The organism is Rhodovarius lipocyclicus (assembly GCF_009900765.1).
Lineage (GTDB): Bacteria > Pseudomonadota > Alphaproteobacteria > Acetobacterales > Acetobacteraceae > Rhodovarius > Rhodovarius lipocyclicus.
The window spans coordinates 1-17,341 of the sequence record NZ_JAAABL010000057.1; the positions used below are offsets into that span (position 1 = coordinate 1).

Consider the following 17,341-nt stretch of genomic DNA (forward strand, 5'->3'; position numbering starts at 1 on the left):
GCCAGCGCGGCGCCCGGCCACCGCCTGCGCCGCGCCATGGCCGAGGCCGAGCGCCTGGCCCCGCACCCGCTGTTGTTCGCCGCGACCGCCGAGGCCGCCCAGGCGCTGGAGCGCGCCGGCCTGGCGGCCGGGCCCAGCGAGACGCTGGCCGAGCTGCTCTCGGCGCTGGAGGGGGGTTATGCCTCCAGCACGGTCACCGTCACATCCACCTTCAGCCCCGCGAAATCGCCGGCCGTGCCGACATAGCCGCCGGAGACGGGGCTCGCCTGTTCCGGCATGCGGGTGGAGCCCACGCGGATCAGGTTGTCGCCCGCGACCAAGCCGTTGGTGGGGTCGAATTCCTGCCACCCGGCGCCGGGCAGGTAGATGGCGCACCAGGCATGGGTGGCACCGCCGCCCACCACGCCGGTGGCCGCGCCATCGTACAGATAGCCGGTGACGAAACGGGCCGCGAGGCCGAGGCAGCGCGCGGCCTCCATCATCAGCAGCGCGAAATCGCGGCAGGTGCCGCCGCCGATCTCGATGGTCTCGGCCGGGTTGCGGGTGCCTTCCTTCTCCCGCGCCTCATAGCGGAATTCCTTGTGGATGGCCTTGGTCATGGCCTCCAGCATCGGCAGGGTGGCGGTGTTGCCCGCGCCCTTGATGAAGCGGCGGGCCCAGCCATCCACCACGCGCCTGGGGTCGGGCGTCTGGCGCTCCGCCAGGCGGGCGACATCGGGCACTTCCTCCACCGCGTAGGAGAAGGGGAACTGCTCCGCCGCCGGGTCCAGCGTGGCGCGCGGCAGTTCGGGGCCGGCGAAGTAATGCGTCAGCTCCAGCTCCGAGGTGATGCACAGGCGCTTCGTGCGCGTCTCCGGCGCCCATTCCAGCAGGCAGAGCGAATTGCCGAACACGTCATGCGCCCAGCGGGTGGTGCGGGGCGGCGGCTCCACGGTCAGGGTGGCGGTGTGCAGGCGCAGGTCGTGGCTGTCCTGCGGGCGGATCATCAGCCGGTGCGGGGTGAGCCCGACCGGCTTGTTGTAGGTGTATTCGGTGCGATGGGTGACGGTCAGATGGGCCATGGGAAGTCCTTACTCCAGTCCTGGCCTGATCGCCCGGTCTGCGCGGCGGTTGGAAAAAGCCATGCAACCGGGCCTACCCAGATGGCGTTCCCTGCCTCGGATACCAAGAGAGGGAGCAAGACATGTTCGCGATTCTGCCTGTGCCCGTGCCCGTCCGTACCCATGCGGGTCACGCCATGGCCCGTTTCGCCCTGATGCCGGAGCACAAGGACGAGCCGTGCTGGGTGATCTATCGCGGGGAATGCGGCGGCTGGTTCACCGCGATGATCGAGCGCGGGGAGATGCCGTGCTGATGCGGGCCTGGGCCCGCATCAGCTGCTTCTTTGTGCCCTCAGACGCCGGGCGGCGGCATCCGCCGCCTTGGCTTCGCCGGACTGCCGGCGGGCCGCGTTCGCGGCCTTGAAGTGTTTCGTGCCCTCGGACGCCCGGCTACTGCGCGCGGGCGCCGGAGCGCTCGACCACGGCGGCCCAGTGCGGGATGTCGGCGGCCAGGCGCGCGCGCATGTCCTCCGGCCCGCCCAGCGTCATGGTGAAGCCCATCCCCTCGATGCGGGTGCGCATCTCGGGCGTGTCGGTCAGGGCGCGGATCTCCCGGTACAGGCGGTCGATCACGGCCGGCGGCGTGCGGGCGGCCACGACCACGCCATACCAGGTGGTGCTGACGAAACCCGGCATGTCGCAGGCCTCCGCGATGGTCGGGATCTCGGGCAGGGTCGCCACCCGCTGGGCGGAGGTGATGCCCAGCAGCCGCACCTTGCCCGCGCGCCAATCGTCCAGCACCGGGCCGGACTGGTAGAAGAACAGGTCCGCGTCGCCCTGGTACAGCGCCGTCATGGCGAAGGGCCCGCCGCGATAGGGCACATGCACCATGTTGAGGCCGGCCGCGGTGGCGAATTGCGCGGCCGCCAGATGGGTGGAGGCCCCGATGCCGCTGCTGGCGTAGTTCAGCTGCCCGGGGCGGGCGCGGGCGGCAGCGATCAGCGCGCGGCAATCGGTGTAGCCGGGGCGGCGCTCGGTGCTGGTCACCAGCACGTTCGGCACCTCGAACAAGGTCATCACCGGGGCCAGGTCGGCCTGGGTGTCGATCGGCATGCTGGGCATGACCGCGCGGTTGATCGCCAGCATGGCCGAGGTGGCGGCCAGCACCGTGGTGCCGTCGGGCGTGGCGCGGGCCGTCGCCTCCATCGCGATGTTGCCGGAGGCACCGGTGCGGGCCTCCACCGCCACCGGCACGCCCAGCGCGCGGGAGAGCGGTTCCTGGATCAGCCGCCAATAGATGTCGGCCTGGGTGCCGGCGGGGAAGCCGCCCATCAGCAGCACGGGGCGCGTGAAGGGCGGGGCCTGCTGGGCCCGGGCGCCCATGGGGGCGCTGGCGGTGGCCATCAGCACGGTAGCGGCGGCAAGCAGAAGGCGGCGTCGCATCTCAACCTCTCTCGGTCGTTCCTGTGGCCGTGTGATGGGCGGCGGGCCGGGTTTCCCGGTTTTTGATCTGACCGAAACGTTACGTGGAGGTTAGGCGTGGAGCAATGGGAGATAGCCCGCCTGGGAGGGATTCCCGCGGGGTGTGTCTCGGATTGGAATGAAGGAGAAAATGGCTCCGGCGGTAGGATTCGAACCTACGACCAACGGATTAACAGTCCGCTGCGCTACCGCTGCGCCACGCCGGATCAGCCGTGGGCGGGCGTATAACAGTGCCCGTCCGCTCTGCAAACCCCGCCCCGAGAAGAAAAGGGCGGGTTGGAGGTCCGAGCCGGAATCGAACCGGCGTTGGGGGATTTGCAGTCCCGTGCCTAACCACTCGGCCATCGGACCTCACGGCGCCTGTATCCTTCGCGGCGCGGCCATGGTCAAGCGCCCCCTGCCCGGCGTATAACGCACGGCAGCAATCTGAAGGCGGGCCGGCATGGATTACGCGGAAGCACGCAAGCATATGATCGACGGGCAGCTGCGCCCGAACAAGGTGACGGAGGCCTCGCTGCTGGCGGCCTTCGGCCGCATCGGGCGGGAAGGCTTCGTGCCCGCCGCCCTGCGCGCCCGCGCCTATGCCGACGAATCGGCGCCGATCGCCCCCGGGCGCGGCATGATGGCCCCCATGGTGCTGGCACGGCTGCTGCAGGCGGCCAGCCCGCGCCTGGGGCGCAAGGCGCTCGTGGCCGGCGCCGGCTCCGGCTATTCCGCCGCCATCCTGGCGGAGATGGGCTTGGTCGTGACCGCCGTCGAATCGGATGCGACCCTGGTCGCCGCCGCCCGCCCGCTGCTGGCCGCCGCCCTTCCGGGCGCCCAGCCCAGCGTGGTGCAGGGCGAACCGGCCGAGGGCAACGCGCCCGGCGCGCCCTACGACATCATCCTGATCGATGGCGCCGTGGAGGAAATCCCGCCCGCCCTGATCGCCCAGCTGGCCGAGGGCGGCAGGCTGGTCACGGTCCTCAATGAGCCGGGCAAGGCCCCGCGCGCGGTGCTGGGCCAGAAGACCGGCGCGGCCTTCCACACCCAGCGCCTGTTCGATGCGCATGCCCCGGCCCTGCCGGGCCTGCAGAAACTGCCCGCTTTCGCGTTGTAATTGGTACCGACCGGTCACATCTTGCTCAGCAAGAGTCGTGACCGTTCGCGGCTCGTCACAAAACATGGGTTGCGCTTGCCCGGGCAAGCGTCAATCTCTGCGCCTGGGTACCTCGCCCCCGAGGCCGCGGAGCTCTTCAGGATGACAGCATGCGCCGAGTGACTCAGTATCATCTCCTCCCGGTCCTGGTGCTGGCCACCGGCATGGCGGCACCCGCCGGGGCACAGACCCTGCAGGATGCCCTGGCGCAGGCCTACAACAACAACACCACGCTGCTGGCCGCGCGGGCCCAGCTGCGCGCCGTGGACGAAGGCGTGCCCCAGGCCCTGTCCGGCTGGCGCCCCACGGTGGTGATGAACGGCAGCGTCGGCGCGGCCGACCAGCGCACCCGCAGCCAGCTGCAGGCCTTCAACGCCGATGGCTCCTTCTACTACCGGGACCCGGTGGCGACCATCAACGGCGTGACCCGCCCCATTCCCGGCACCATCCGCCAGGAACGCACCCCGGCGGCGGCCAGCGTCACGCTGACGCAGCCGATCTTCCGTGGCGGCCGCACCGTGGCCAGCGTGCGCCAGGCGGAAAACCGCGTCCTCGCCCAGCGCGCCCGCCTCTACCAGACCGAGCAGCAGGTGATGCAGGACGTCACCACCGCCTATGTCCAGGTCATCCGCTTCCAGGAGGAAGTGCGCCTGAACATCAACAACGAGCAGGTGCTGGCCCGCCAGCTGCAGGCCACCAACGAACGCTTCCGCGTGGGTGAGATCACCCGCACCGACGTGGCCCAGGCCGAATCGCGCCTGGCCGGCGCGCGCGCCAGCCGGGCCGCCGCCGAAGGGCAGCTGCAATCCGCCCGCGCCACCTATCAGCGCCTGGTGAACGAGGCGCCACAGCGCCTGGTCGCCCCCCAGCCCCTGCGCGTCAGCGTGCGCAACCGGGATGAGGTGCAGCGCCTGGCCACCCAGAACAACCCGGCCGTGGTCGCGGCCCTGTTCGACGAAGCCGCCGCGCGCGACAACATCGACATCCAGATGTCCACGCTGATGCCGCAGGTCTCGGTCACGACCCAGGCCTTCCGCAACGACAATACGGCCAGCCCCCACACCCGCGTCACCGGCGGGCAGGTCACGGCCAACCTCTCCGTGCCGATCTTCCAGGGCGGTTCCGAACACAGCCTGGTCCGCCAGGCGCGCCAGACCGCCCAGCAGAACCGCGCCCTGGTCGAGGACGCGCGCCGCGTCGCCGCCCAGCAGGCCATCAGCGCCTGGGAGACCCTCGGCAGCACCCGCGCGCAGGTCGAGTCGGTGCGCTCGCAGATCCGCGCCGCCGAAATCGCGCTGGACGGCGTGCAGCGTGAGGCCATCGTGGGCAGCCGCACCACGCTCGACGTGCTGAACGCCGAGCAGGAATTGCTGAACGCCCGCGTCTCCCTCGTGCGGGCGCTTTCGGACAACATCACGGGCTCCTACACCGTCACCGCTTCGATCGGGCGGCTGACCGCGCAGGATCTGGGTCTTCCGGTGGAGACCTATAACATGCAGACGTACTACAATGCCGTGCGCAACCTGTGGGTGGGCTGGGGTGATTATGCCCCGGCATCCGCACAGCGCTGACAGGACGAGGACGGCGGATGAGCGGAACGAACAAGCCCACGGCAACAGCCCCAGCAGCGGGAAGCGAACCCTCGATGGATGATATCCTCGCTTCCATCCGCAAGATCCTGAACGATGACGGCACCGCCGGCCCCGACCAGCATCCCTTGCCGGAGCCGCCGCCCGAGCCGCTGATGCTGACCGAGGCGATGCTGGTGGCTGCCGCCGAACCCGCGCCGCCCGCGCCGGAGCCCGAGCCCGCCCCCCCTGCCCCGGTGCTGGTGGCCGAGCCCGATGCCCCCGCCCCGCCCCCCACGCCCTCCCTGGCCCCGGAGCCCCCCGTGATGCCGAATTCGGAGCTTCTGGCCCCCGCCGCGGTGGCCGCCACCGCCGCCTCCGTCAGCGAATTGCTGCGCGCCGTCAGCCAGGAGCGCACGGCCGCCGTCACCCGCTCCGGCCCCAGCATCGAGGATGTGGTGCGCGAGGAGATCCGCCCCATCCTGAAGGAATGGCTCGACACCCACCTGCCCGCCATCGTGGAACGCACGGTGCGCCAGGAAATCGAGCGCGTGGTGAACGCGCAACGGTAGGAAAGCCGCCGTTCCGCGCTGGGCGCGGAGTGGTTCCGCCGATTCCGTGGGTTGTTGCATCGGGGCCGCGCGCCTAGTCTCCGCGCGCATTTGCAACGACGTCTAAGGCCCCATTCCCGATGAAACTTGTCGCCGAGCGGCTGGACCGCATCGCCCCGAGCCAGACCATCACCATCACCGGCAAGACCCGCGCGCTGAAAGCCGCGGGCCGCGACGTGATCGGCCTGTCCTCCGGCGAGCCCGATTTCGACACGCCCCAGAACGTCAAGGATGCCGCCATCAAGGCCATCATGGACGGCAAGACCAAGTACACCGACGTGGCCGGCACGCCGGAGCTGCGCAAGGCGGTCTGCGAGAAGTTCAAGCGCGACAACCACATCGACTACAAGCCGGAGGAGATCATCATCGCCACCGGCGGCAAGCAGGTGATCTTCAACGCCCTGATGGCCACCATCGACAAGGGCGACGAGGCGATCATCCCGACGCCGTGCTGGGTCTCCTACCCCGACATCGTGGAGCTGGCCGAAGGCACCCCGGTGCTGGTGCCCTGCGGCCCCAACGCCAACTTCAAGATGACGGCCGACCAGCTCGAGGCCGCGATCACGCCCAAGACCAAGTGGCTGATCCTGAACAACCCCTGCAACCCCACGGGCGCGGCCTACAACAAGGAGGAGCTGAAGGCTCTGACCGATGTGCTGCTGCGCCACCCGGATGTGTGGGTGTTCACCGACGACATCTATGAGAAGCTGGCCTATGACGGCTTCAAGCCCGCCACGATCCTGGAGGTCGAGCCGGCGCTGAAGAACCGCACCATCACCATGAACGGCTGCTCCAAGGCCTATGCGATGACCGGCTGGCGCATCGGCTTCGCCGGCGCGCCGGTCGAGCTGATCAAGGCGATGGACAAGCTGCAGGGCCAGTCCACCAGCAACACCTCCTCCATCAGCCAGGCCGCCGCCGTCGAGGCGCTGATCGGCCCGCAGGAGAGCATCGACGCCATGGTGGTGGTGTACAAGCGCCGCCGCGACATGGTCGTGGACATGCTGAACCAGGCCCCCGGCATCCATTGCCACAAGCCAGAGGGCGCGTTCTACGTGTTCCCCTCCATCGCGGGCTGCATCGGCAAGACCACGAAGGGCGGCAAGAAGATCGAATCCGACAAGGATTTCGTCGAGGCGCTGCTGGACGAGAACGGCGTGGCCGCGGTGCACGGCTCGGCCTTCATGTTCCCGGGGCACTTCCGCATCAGCTACGCCACCAGCGACGAAGCGCTGAAGGAAGCCTGCACGCGCATCCAGCAGTTCTGCAAGGATCTGCACTAAGGGCTGGGGGCCCAGCCCCCGCTACCCTTGCCCCCGCCACCCTTGCCTGGGCGCCTCACCTTCGCGGGTGGGCGCCTTTTTTCGTCAGTGCAGGCGGGGCTGCTTCAGGAATACCCGGCGGTCGGCGGATTGCGGCGTCAGGGTCATGACGCGGTCGTTGCGCTCGATGCGCAGGGGCACAGGCACCCCGGCATTCCCCAGGGCCCGGATGGCCCGCCACAGGCCCGGCAGGTCCGACACATTCTCCTGGCCCACGGCCAGGATGCGGTCCTTGGCGCGCACGCCGGCGCGCTCGGCCGGCGCGCCCTTGGTCACGCTGCCGACCGACACCCCCTCCTCCTCCTCCACCGCCAGCATGCCGAGCCACGGGCGCGGCGGGGCCTCGCTGTGGCCCTGGCGCAGCAGCGCGGGCAGGATGGGCGTCAGCTCCTGGATCGGCACCACCATGTTCAGGTCCAGCCGCCGCCCGCCGCGCTCGCCCTGCTGCAAAATCAGCGAACCGATGCCCACCAGCCGCCCATCCATGTTGAGGCAGGCAGTGCCCCCCCAATGCGGATGCGCGGGAGAGGTGAAGATCGCGTCCTCCAGCAGGTATTCCCAATAGCCGGCGAAGGGCTGGCGGGAGGCGACATGCCCCGCCACCGCCCGCGACGGCCCGCCGGAAGCACCGAGGATGATCGCGTCATTGGCCTTCAGCGTGCTGCTATCCCCGAATTCCAGCGGCACCAGCCCGTCGATCCGGCCCAGCGACTGCACCAGGGCGAAGCCCGTTTCGGTATCCAGCGCCAGGCAATGGCCCTGCACCACCCGGCCATTGTTGGCGGTCAGCCAGATGGTCTCCGATTCCATCACCAGATAGCCGATCGTCAGGAACAGGCCCTTGGCGTCGATCAGCACGGCGTTGCCCTCGCGCTCCGTGCCCAGCGAACTGGCCGAGAAGGCATCCGGCGGCACCAGCGCCTTCAGCGCGACGACGGCATCCAGCTTCGCCTTCAGGTCGAAGCTGTAGTCAGCCGGATCGGGCTGGAGCGCGGAGGGGACTTCCCAATCATCATCGGCCATGCGGGGCAGAATACTCGCCCTCTCAGTTCGTGGAAGCGGGGGCCGCGAAAGCGGGGGCGACGGGGGCGGCGCACAACCCGCTCGCTTCCAGCACGCGGGCGGCGCGGAACAACACGTCCTCCCGCCAGGGGCGGCCGATCAGCTGCACGCCGATGGGCAGCACGCCCTCCGCGTTCTGGATCGGCACGGTCAGCACCGGCAGGCCAATGCCGCTGATCGGCTGGGTGTACAGGCCCATGGAGGGGCGCAGCGGCATGCGCACGCCGTCCAGCACCAGCTCCTCCTGGCCGATGGGGGTGGCCACGGTGGGGGTGGCGGGGGCGATCAGGATGTCGAATTCGCGCTGGATCGCGGCCATGGCGTCGCGGCCGGCGGCGCGCACGCGCTGGGCGTGCAGCACCCAGGCGGCGGGCAGCAGGGCACCGGCCAGCAGCCGGTCCTGGGTCAGCGGCTCGAAATCCTCATAGGCCGCGCGCAGTTCCGGCAGGTGCAGCCCCCCGCCCTCGCTGGAGGTGATGAGGAAGGCGGCGGCGCGCGTGGCCTCCGCCATACCCCAGCTGACGGTGCTGGCCGCACCCAGCGCCTGGGCCACGGCGGCGACCGCGTTGCGGGCGGCGTCCGTCATCGGACCCTCGAACCAGCCGCCCAGCCGGGCGATGTTCAGGCCCTGGATGCCGCCTTCCAGCCCCGGCAGCACCGGGTCGATGCCGGTGGCCAGCTGGCAGGCATCGGCGGGGTCGGGGCCCTGCAGCACGTCATAGATCCCCGCCAGCTGCGTCACGCTGCGGGCGAAGGGGCCCACATGGTCCAGCGAGGCCACGAACGGCACGGAGCCGGTGCGCGGCAGCCGCCCGAAGGTGGGCTTGATGCCGAAGATGCCGTTCAGCGAGGACGGCACGCGGATGGAGCCATTGGTGTCGGTGCCCAGGCTCGCCTCGACCATGCCCGCCGCCACCGCGGCGCCCGAGCCGCCGGAGCTGCCGCCCGCGATCCGCGTCAGGTCATGCGGGTTGTGGCAGGCGCCGTCATGGCTGTTCTCGGTGGTGAAACCATAGGCGAACTCGTCCATGTTCAGCGCGCCGAGGCACACCGCGCCCGCATCCTCCAGCCGGCGGATCAGGATGCAGTCCCGGGTGGCGGGGGGTGCCGAGCGGCGGATCTTGCTGCCCGCCACGGTGGGGATGCCCGCGATGTCGAACAGGTTCTTGGCCGCGAAGGTCAGCCCGGCCAGCGGGGCATCGGGGGCGACCTTGGCGGCGCGCTCCAGCGCGCGCTCACCCAGCACGGCGGTGAAGGCATTCACCCGGCCATCGTCGCGGGCGATGCGGGCCAGGGCGTCCTGGACCTTCTCCACGGGGGTCATGGGCGGGACACTCCGGGGTTGAAGACGGGGGCGGGCTCGATCTCCTCCGCTACCTCGCAGCTCAGGGCGGGGACGCCGATCTTCACCACCAGCTCCAGCGCGGCGGCGACGCGCGCCTGGCGCTCGGCCGGCAGGCGCAGCCCCACGGCGGGGGCGACGGCGGCGACATAGGCCGCGGCGTTGAAATCCTTGGGGTCCAGCATGCGCGCCTCCTGCTTCTGCTTTGTCGCATGGCAGTGCGGGGGTGTCATGCCGCGCGGCGGCGCATCGGGGGTGGCGGCGGCGCGGATTTGCGCACCGGAGGGGCAGTTGCACCCGGCCCGGGCCCAGGCATGCTGCGCCCCCGGCAGGGGAGACGATGCGATGCATGATCTGGTGATCAAGGGCGGGCTGGTGGCCAGCGCCTTCGGCGCGGTGCGCTGCGATGTGGGGATCCGGCAGGGCCGCATCGCCACGCTGGGCGAGGCGCTGGACGGCGCCGAGGTGCTGGATGCCCAGGGCCTGCTGGTGCTGCCCGGCGGGGTGGACAGCCATTGCCACATCGAGGAACCCCGCCCCGGCGGCGGCACCACGGAGGAAACCTTCGCCAGCGCCTCGGCCGCCGCCTTCGCGGGCGGCACCACCACCACCGTCAGCTTCATCCCGCAATGGCGCGGCCATGACGTGTGGGAACGCTATGTGGATTACCGCGCCCGCGCCGCCACCGGCATGCTGGACCACGCCTTCCACCAGATCATCAGCGACCCCACCGACCAGGTGCTGGAGGAGGAAGTGCCGAAGCTGGTCGCCGAGGGCGTGCGCAGCCTCAAGGTCTTCCTGACCTATGACAATGTGCATGTGGACGATCGCGGCTTCATCCGCGTGCTGGAAACGGCGCGCAAGCTGGGCTGCCTCGTCACCGTGCATTGCGAGAATTACGAGGCCATCCGCTGGCGCACCGAGCGCCTGCTGGCCGCGGGCCTGACCGCGCCGCACTACCACGCCTGGTCCCGCCCCACGGTGGTGGAGCGCGAGGCCACCCACCGCGCCATCGCGCTGGCCGAGCTGGTGGACCAGCCCATCCAGGTCTTCCATGTCAGCTGCGGTGAGGCCGCGGAGGAAATCGCCCGCGCCCAGGCGCGCGGCCTGAAGGTGTGGGGCGAGACCTGCCCGCAATACCTGACCATCACCGCCCGCCACATGGAAGGGCCGGACGGCGCGATGTTCATGTGCAGCCCCGCGCCCCGCGACGAGGCCGAGCACGCCAACATCTGGGAGGCGATCCGCCGCGGCACGCTGGATGTGGTCAGCAGCGACCATGCCGCGTCCTCTCGCGCGGCCAAGCAGGGGGCGGATTTCTCGGTGATCCCGAACGGGCTGCCGGGGCTGGCCGCCCGCCTGCCGGTGCTGTTCAGCGAGGGCGTCTCGCAAGGCCGCATCAGCCTGGAGCACTTCACCCGGCTGGTGGCGACCAACCCGGCCAAGCTGATGGGCCTGTACCCGAAGAAGGGCGTGATCGCCCCGGGCAGCGACGCGGACGTGATCCTCTGGGACCCGAAGCGCGAGGTGACCATCACCAACGCCCTGATGCACCACGCGGTGGACAACACGCCTTTCGAGGGCAAGCGCGTGACCGGCTGGCCCGTGGCCACCCTGCGGCGGGGCGAGGTGGTGATGCGCGAAGGCGAGATCACCGGCCGGCCCGGGGGCGGGCAATACCAGCCGCGCGGCGCGTATGAGATGGCGACGCCGCGCGGGATAACGCCGCAGGGGTTCGGGGCGTAAGGGCGGCGCCCTCGCCACGCTGCACCGCAGCAACGATTCCGCGCTTTTCTCCCCTGGGCGCTTTCCGCGCCGCATCGCATTCTTCCCGCATGAGGAAATGGCAAGAAGAACTGGATGAGCTCGCGCAACGCCGCGCGCTCGCCGAACAGATGGGCGGCCCGGACAAGGTCGCCCGCCAGCACCGGGACGGAAAGCTCACGGTGCGCGAACGTGTGCAGGCCCTGACCGACCCCGGCAGCTTCCATGAGGTCGGCGCCCTGGCCGGCCGCGCGGAATACGATGCCGACGGCCATCTGACCGGCTTCCTGCCCGCCAATTGCGTGTTCGGGCGCGGGCTGGTGCAGGGCCGGCCGGTGGTGGTGGTCGGCGACGACTTCACCGTGCGCGGCGGCAGCGCCGACGCCACCATCCGCGACAAACCCATCATGGCCGAGCGCATGGCCGCCGAACTCCGCCTGCCAATCATCCGCGTCATCGAGGGCTCGGGCGGCGGCGGGTCGGTGAAGACCATCGAAACCACGGGGCGCGCCAACCTGCCGGGCGGGGTCGGCGGCACCTATCACTACTTCCACACCACCGACAATCTGGCCCGCGTGCCGGTGGTGGGGCTCGGCCTCGGCTCCGTCGCGGGGCTGGGGGCGGCGCGGCTGACGGCCAGCCACTATTCCATCATGACCAAGCGTTCGGCCATGTTCGTCGCCGGCCCGCCCGTGGTCGCGCGGCTGGGCCAGTCGCTGACCAAGGAACAGCTGGGCGGCTGGGAAATCCAGACCCGCGCCGGCGCCGTGGACGACGCGGTGGACGACGAGCCCGCCGCCTTCGCCCGGGCCGCGCAATTCCTGTCCTACCTGCCCTCCTCGGTGCATGAACTGCCGCCGCTGAGCGAATGCACCGACGACCCGGCCCGCCCGGTGCCCCACCTGCTGGACATGATCCCGAAGGACACCAAGGGCCTGTACAAGATGCGCCCGATCGTCGAGGCGCTGGTCGATGCCGGCAGCTTCTTCGAGATGGGGCGCCATTTCGGGCGCGGCCTGATCACCGGCATGGCACGCCTTTCCGGCATTCCGGTCGGCATCATGGCCAGCGACCCGTTCTTCGCCGCAGGCTCCTGGGGCGCCGACGAGTGCCAGAAGATCATCCGCTTCCTGGATTTCGCCGCCACCTTCCACCTGCCCATGGTCTATCTGATGGACTGCCCCGGCTTCTCGGTGGGGTTGCAGGCGGAACGCACGGCCACCATCCGCTGGGGCGTGCGCGCCATGACGGCGATGAACCAATCCCCCCTGCCCTTCTGCACCATCATCGTGCGCAACGCCTTCGGCGTGGCGGCCGTGGTGCAGCAGCCGGCCGGGCGATACTCCATGCGCTACGCCTGGCCCTCCGCCCGCTGGGGCAGCCTGCCGCTGGAAGGCGGCATCGAAGCCGCCTACCGCGCCGAACTCGACGCCAGCGAAGACCCCGCGGCCAAGCTGGCCGAGATCGAAACCCGGCTGCAAAAACTGCGCAGCCCCTTCCGCACCGCCGAAACCTTCCTGGTGGAAGACATTATCGACCCCGTGCACACCCGCCGCCTGCTGAACGAATACGCCCGCCTCGCCCGCCGAACCCTCAGCCCCGGCCCGGTGAGCTTCGGCATGCGGCCCTGAGGGCGGAACAGGGAGCGTTGCCCCCTGGCCCCCACCGAGGGGCTCTGCCCCTCGGCACCCCGCCAGGAGCCGAAAGGCCCCTGGACCCCAGAAGTTGAAAAGCCAGGGAGGGGACATCGTCCCCTCCCTGGCTTTTCAATAACTCCCGGTTTCCAAAGGCCTCCCGGCCTTTGGCGGGTCCCCAGGGCAGAGCCCTTGGCGGGGTCCGGGGCAGCGCCCCGGATCCACCCTCAGGCCGCCTGGGCGACCTCACCGGCCGGGGCCTGGCGGATCAGGTGGTCGAAGGCCGAGAGGGAGGCTTTCGCGCCTTCGCCCATGGCGATGATGATCTGCTTGAAGGGCACGGTGGTCACGTCGCCGGCGGCGAACACGCCGGGCACCGAGGTTTTGCCGTGGCTGTCGATCTCGATTTCCCCGCGCGGGGAGAGGGCGACCGTGCCGCGCAGCCATTCGCTGTTCGGCACCAGCCCGATCTGCACGAAGATGCCTTCCAGTTCCACGCGCAGGGTCTCCCCGGTCACGCGGTTCTTGTAGGACAGGCCCACCACCTTCGCCCCGTCGCCATGCACTTCCGTCGTCTGGGCGGAGGTGAGGATGGTGACGTTGCGCAGGGAGCGCAGCTTGGTCTGCAGCACGGCGTCGGCGCGCAGCTTGTCGTCGAACTCGATGAGCGTGACGTGGCTGACGATGCCGGCCAGGTCGATCGCGGCCTCGACGCCGGAATTGCCGCCGCCGATCACCGCCACGCGCTTGCCCTTGAACAGCGGGCCGTCGCAATGCGGGCAATAGGCCACGCCCTTGTTCCGGTACTCGGCCTCACCGGGCACGTTCATCTGCCGCCAGCGGGCGCCGGTCGCCAGGATCACGGTGCGGGACTTCAGCGAGGCACCGCTTTCCAGCCGCACCTCGATCAGCCCGCCCGGGGTGGCGGCCGGGATCAGCGCCTTGGCGTTCTGCAGGGACATCACATCCACCTCATAGTCGCGGACGTGCTGTTCCAGCTGGGCGACCAGCTTGGGCCCTTCGGTGTGCGGGACGGAGATGAAGTTCTCGATGCCCATGGTGTCCAGCACCTGGCCGCCGAAGCGCTCGGTGGCGATGCCGGTGCGGATGCCCTTGCGGGCGGCATAGATCGCGGCCGCGGCGCCGGCGGGGCCACCGCCCACCACCAGCACGTCGAAGGCTTCCTTCTGGCCGATCCCGGCGGCGGCGCGCTCGGCGGCGCCGGTGTCCAGCTTGGCCAGGATCTGTTCCAGGTTCATGCGGCCCTGGCCGAAGGGCTGGCCGTTCAGGAAGATGGCGGGCACGGCCATGATGCCGCGGGCCTCCACCTCGTCCTGGAACACGCCGCCGTCGATGGCGGTGTGGCGCACGCGGGGGTTCAGCACGGAGAGCAGGTTCAGCGCCTGCACCACATCCGGGCAGTTCTGGCAGGTCAGGGAGAAGAAGGTCTCGAAGTGGTATTCGCCTTGCAGGGCGCGGGCCTGGGCGATCACCTCGGGGGTTTCCTTGGGCGGGTGACCGCCGACCTGCAGCAGCGCCAGCACCAGGGAATTGAATTCATGGCCCATGGGCAAGCCGCCGAAGCGCACGCCGATATCGCTGCCCACGCGGTTGATCGCGAAGCTGGGGCGGCGGGCGTCGTCGTCGCGGCGCACATAGGTGATCTTGTCGGACAGCGCGGCGATGTCCTCGAGCAGGGCCGCCGTCTCCTGGGATTTGGGGCTGTCGTCGAGGGAGGCCACCAGCTCGATCGGCTGCGTCAGCCGCGTCAGGTAGCCCTTCAGCTGGTTCTTCAGGTTGTCGTCGAGCATGGGAGAAATCCTGGGATATCAGAGAGAGAGAGAGAGGGTGGGGCCCGGCCGAAACCGGACCCCGAAGCGGGTCAGATCTTGCCGACCAGGTCGAGCGAGGGGGCCAGCGTCTCCGCACCTTCCTTCCACGCGGCCGGGCACACCTCGCCCGGGTGGCTGTAGACGTACTGGGCGGCCTTGATCTTGCGCAGCAGCTCCTGCGCGTCACGGCCGATGCCGCCCGCGGTCACTTCCACGATCTGGATCTTGCCCTCGGGGTCGATCACGAAGGAACCGCGATCGGCCAGGCCGGCTTCCTCGATCATCACGTCGAAGTTGCGGGTGATGGTGCCGGTCGGGTCGCCCACCATGGTGTACTTGATCTTGCTGATGGCCGGGCTGCTGTCGTGCCAGGCCTTGTGCGAGAAATGGGTGTCGGTGGACACGCTGTAGATCTCGACGCCGAGCTTCTGGAAGGTCTCGTAGTTCTCGGCCAGGTCTTCCAGCTCGGTCGGGCACACGAAGGTGAAGTCGGCCGGGTAGAAGAACACCACCGACCACTTGCCGCGCAGATCGGCGTCGGTCACGTCGATGAACTTGCCTTCCTTGAAGGCGGTCGCCTTGAAGGGCTTCACTTCGGTGTTGATCAGGGACATCGCGGTCTCCGCTTCGATATGGATGCATCGGCGCCCATGCCTCCTGGCCCCCTCGTAGGAAGCGGGTGGGGAGGCATCGGCGTCGGAGGGATGGGTAGCGCGGCTTTGCGATAGATGAAAGCGAAAAATTCTGATTGAATTGATCGAGAGAAGCGATTTATGACGAGGGCATGAAGCCCATCCCCACGCTCCGCCAGCTGCGCTACCTCGTCGCCGTCGTGGAACGCTGCCATTTCGGCCAGGCGGCCGAGGATTGCCTGGTCAGCCAGTCCACCCTCAGCGCCGGCATCCAGGAGCTGGAGGACCTGCTGGGCGCGCCGCTGCTGGAACGCACCAAGCGCACGGTGGTGCCCACGCCGCTGGGGCGCGACATCGCGGCCCGCGCCCAGGCGCTGCTGAAGGATGTGGAGGATCTGGTGGACCTGGCCCAGGTGGCCCAGAACCCCATGGCCGGGCCGGTGCGGCTGGGCGTGATCCCCACCATCGGGCCCTTTCTGGTGCCGCGGCTGATGCCCGCGCTGCGCCAGGCCTTCCCCGACCTGAAGCTGTATCTGCGGGAGGACCAGACCGCGCGCCTGCTGGCCCTGCTGGACCAGGGGGAGCTGGACGCGGCGATCATGGCCCTGCCCTATCCCACCGGGGCGCTGGAAACCGCCGAGATCGTGCGGGACCGATTCTCCGTCGTCTGCCCGCCGGGGCACCGGCTGTGCAGCCTGCCCAAGGCCCGCCCGGCCGACATGGCCATCGAGGACCTGCTGCTGCTGGAGGACGGGCATTGCCTGCGCGAACACGCGCTGTCCGCCTGCTCTCTGGAGGGGGCGCGGCGCAACACCGGCTTCGGCGGCACCAGCCTGCACACGCTGGTGCAGATGGTGGCCAATGGGCTGGGTGTGACGCTGCTGCCGCAATTGGCGATCGACGCCGGCATCCTGCGCGGGTTGGATTTGAAGGTGGTGCCGCTAGCGGGCGACAGCCCGGCGCGCAGCATCGGGCTGGTGTGGCGCCGGTCCTCCGGCCGGAAGGAGACGTTCCGGCGGCTGGCGGCGACGCTGAAGGCGGAGATGGTGCCCGCAGTGACGGACGAAGCGGCCTAACCCGCCCGGCAGAAGCACTCCGGCGCATGGTCGTTGACCATGCCGGTGGCCTGCATCCAAGCATAGGTGATCGTGGCGCCCACGAATTTGAACCCGCGCGCCTTCAGCGCCTTGGAGATCTCCAGCGACAGCGGCGTGCTGCCGGGCACCGGGCCGTCGGCGCGTTGCAGCGGCACGCCGCCCACGAAATTCCAGGCGAAGGCGGAAAAATCCTCGCCCTTGTCGCGCATGGCCAGATAGGCGCGGGCATTGCCGATGGTGGCCTCGATCTTGGCCCGCGCGCGGATGATGCCCGCATCCTGCATCAGCCGGTCCACATCGGCGGGGGTGAAAGCCGCCACCACCTCCGGCACGAAGCCCTGGAAGGCGGCGCGGAAACCCTCCCGCCGGCGCAGCACCGTGATCCAGGAAAGCCCGGCCTGGAAGCCTTCCAGCATCAGGCATTCCCACAGGGCGCGGCTGTCGCGCTCCGGCACGCCCCATTCGGTGTCGTGGTATTCGATGTAAAGCGGGTCGGTGCCGACCCAGGAACAGCGCGGCTTGTTCATGATACGTTCATGGCATAGGGCGGGGCGGGAGGCAAGCGGCGGCAACGGGGGCGTCGCCCCCCGTAAACCCCCACCAGAGGGCGCCGCCCTCTGGACACCCGGCAGGACCATAGCGGCCCTGCACCCCAGGGAATTGGCACCCGGCCTTTCCATTTGATTTTTATATAGGGCTTGTTGAGATTTAGATCTTTCCTGGTGACGTGTGTTTATGATTCACGCTTTGGATGACGCAGCGTTTGGTTTTGAGTGACGAGCAATGGGCGAAGATGTCGCCGCATTGCCTGGGCAAG

At 69.6% G+C, this 17,341-nt stretch carries 17 protein-coding genes and 2 tRNA genes; 9 read left to right on the top strand and 10 right to left on the bottom strand.

The genetic code is table 11. The annotated features are described in order from the left end of the window. The coding region (locus GT007_RS20365) for a hypothetical protein (RefSeq protein WP_160123511.1) at nt 1–246 on the top strand (246 nt) is incomplete at its 5' end. Here GT007_RS20365 and GT007_RS20370 read toward each other — a convergent pair. Continuing rightward, the gene (locus GT007_RS20370) at nt 177–1,061 is read right to left on the bottom strand and encodes a transglutaminase family protein (RefSeq protein WP_160123512.1); all 885 of its coding nucleotides are present in this window, start codon (nt 1,059–1,061) and stop codon (nt 177–179) included. The two genes, GT007_RS20365 and GT007_RS20370, sit on opposite strands and share 70 nt — an antisense overlap. A 122-nt stretch (nt 1,062–1,183) precedes the next feature. On the opposite strand from GT007_RS20370, the gene GT007_RS20375 reads away from it, so the two are divergent. Then, nucleotides 1,184–1,354 (top strand): hypothetical protein, encoded by a 171-nt coding sequence (locus tag GT007_RS20375; protein ID WP_160123513.1) that lies wholly within the window; start codon nt 1,184–1,186, stop codon nt 1,352–1,354. A gap of 136 nt (nt 1,355–1,490) precedes the next feature. Here GT007_RS20375 and GT007_RS20380 read toward each other — a convergent pair whose 3' ends face one another. The 3 genes from GT007_RS20380 to GT007_RS20390 all read right to left on the bottom strand — a co-directional run bounded on the left by GT007_RS20380 (nt 1,491) and on the right by GT007_RS20390 (nt 2,873). Next, the gene (locus GT007_RS20380; protein ID WP_160123514.1) at nt 1,491–2,483 is read right to left on the bottom strand and encodes a Bug family tripartite tricarboxylate transporter substrate binding protein; all 993 of its coding nucleotides are present in this window, start codon (nt 2,481–2,483) and stop codon (nt 1,491–1,493) included. A gap of 170 nt (nt 2,484–2,653) precedes the next feature. Further along, nucleotides 2,654–2,728 (bottom strand) — tRNA-Asn (locus GT007_RS20385). Nucleotides 2,729–2,799: 71 nt separating this feature from the next. Then, nucleotides 2,800–2,873: transfer RNA gene (locus GT007_RS20390), tRNA-Cys, on the bottom strand. Nucleotides 2,874–2,964: 91 nt separating this feature from the next. Between GT007_RS20390 and GT007_RS20395 the strand changes: the two genes are divergently transcribed. The 4 genes from GT007_RS20395 to GT007_RS20410 all read left to right on the top strand — a co-directional run bounded on the left by GT007_RS20395 (nt 2,965) and on the right by GT007_RS20410 (nt 7,122). Then, entirely contained in the window at nt 2,965–3,621 is a 657-nt protein-coding gene (locus tag GT007_RS20395; protein ID WP_160123515.1) for a protein-L-isoaspartate O-methyltransferase family protein, read from the top strand. A gap of 149 nt (nt 3,622–3,770) precedes the next feature. Further along, nucleotides 3,771–5,231 (top strand): TolC family outer membrane protein, encoded by a 1,461-nt coding sequence (locus tag GT007_RS20400; RefSeq protein ID WP_160123516.1) that lies wholly within the window; start codon nt 3,771–3,773, stop codon nt 5,229–5,231. 74 nt (nt 5,232–5,305) lie between these two features. Further along, on the top strand, nt 5,306–5,800 hold the full coding sequence (locus tag GT007_RS20405; protein ID WP_160123517.1) for a DUF2497 domain-containing protein: 495 nt from the start codon (nt 5,306–5,308) through the stop codon (nt 5,798–5,800). A gap of 119 nt (nt 5,801–5,919) precedes the next feature. Then, nucleotides 5,920–7,122, top strand: a complete 1,203-nt coding sequence (locus GT007_RS20410) for a pyridoxal phosphate-dependent aminotransferase (RefSeq protein ID WP_160123518.1) — start codon at nt 5,920–5,922, stop codon at nt 7,120–7,122. Nucleotides 7,123–7,206: 84 nt separating this feature from the next. Here the strand turns inward: GT007_RS20410 and GT007_RS20415 are convergent, their stop codons facing one another. Genes GT007_RS20415 through GT007_RS20425 form a run of 3 tightly spaced genes read right to left on the bottom strand, consistent with a single transcriptional unit; the run spans nt 7,207 to nt 9,750 of the window. Further along, on the bottom strand, nt 7,207–8,184 hold the full coding sequence (locus GT007_RS20415) for a S1C family serine protease (RefSeq protein WP_160123519.1): 978 nt from the start codon (nt 8,182–8,184) through the stop codon (nt 7,207–7,209). Nucleotides 8,185–8,206: 22 nt separating this feature from the next. After that, nucleotides 8,207–9,547, bottom strand: coding sequence for an AtzE family amidohydrolase (locus GT007_RS20420; protein WP_160123520.1), 1,341 nt, complete (start codon nt 9,545–9,547; stop codon nt 8,207–8,209). Next, entirely contained in the window at nt 9,544–9,750 is a 207-nt protein-coding gene (locus GT007_RS20425; protein ID WP_160123521.1) for an AtzG-like protein, read from the bottom strand. The genes GT007_RS20420 and GT007_RS20425 overlap by 4 nt, the downstream gene beginning before the upstream one ends. Before the next feature lie 46 nt (nt 9,751–9,796). On the opposite strand from GT007_RS20425, the gene hydA reads away from it, so the two are divergent. Together hydA and GT007_RS20435 are read left to right on the top strand one after the other, a co-directional pair. Continuing rightward, a complete protein-coding gene (gene hydA, locus GT007_RS20430) occupies nt 9,797–11,311 on the top strand; it encodes a dihydropyrimidinase (RefSeq protein WP_268894564.1) in 1,515 nt (504 codons plus the stop codon). An 89-nt stretch (nt 11,312–11,400) separates the two neighbouring features. After that, nucleotides 11,401–12,960 (top strand): acyl-CoA carboxylase subunit beta, encoded by a 1,560-nt coding sequence (locus tag GT007_RS20435; protein ID WP_160123523.1) that lies wholly within the window; start codon nt 11,401–11,403, stop codon nt 12,958–12,960. Between the two features lie 230 nt (nt 12,961–13,190). On the opposite strand, the gene ahpF is transcribed toward GT007_RS20435, so the two are convergent. Both ahpF and ahpC read right to left on the bottom strand, forming a co-directional pair. Then, on the bottom strand, nt 13,191–14,774 hold the full coding sequence (gene ahpF / locus GT007_RS20440) for an alkyl hydroperoxide reductase subunit F (RefSeq protein WP_160123524.1): 1,584 nt from the start codon (nt 14,772–14,774) through the stop codon (nt 13,191–13,193). A 71-nt stretch (nt 14,775–14,845) separates the two neighbouring features. Then, on the bottom strand, nt 14,846–15,409 hold the full coding sequence (gene ahpC / locus GT007_RS20445) for an alkyl hydroperoxide reductase subunit C (protein ID WP_160123525.1): 564 nt from the start codon (nt 15,407–15,409) through the stop codon (nt 14,846–14,848). 170 nt (nt 15,410–15,579) lie between these two features. On the opposite strand from ahpC, the gene GT007_RS20450 reads away from it, so the two are divergent. Next, nucleotides 15,580–16,503 carry a hydrogen peroxide-inducible genes activator gene (locus GT007_RS20450; protein WP_160123526.1) on the top strand — a complete coding sequence of 308 codons (924 nt, stop codon included), beginning with the start codon at nt 15,580–15,582 and terminating at the stop codon, nt 16,501–16,503. On the opposite strand, the gene GT007_RS20455 is transcribed toward GT007_RS20450, so the two are convergent. Next, nucleotides 16,500–17,051: a DNA-3-methyladenine glycosylase I gene (locus tag GT007_RS20455; RefSeq protein WP_160123527.1), complete on the bottom strand. Its 552-nt coding sequence runs from the start codon at nt 17,049–17,051 to the stop codon at nt 16,500–16,502. The two genes, GT007_RS20450 and GT007_RS20455, sit on opposite strands and share 4 nt — an antisense overlap. Between the last annotated feature and the right edge of the window lie 290 nt (nt 17,052–17,341).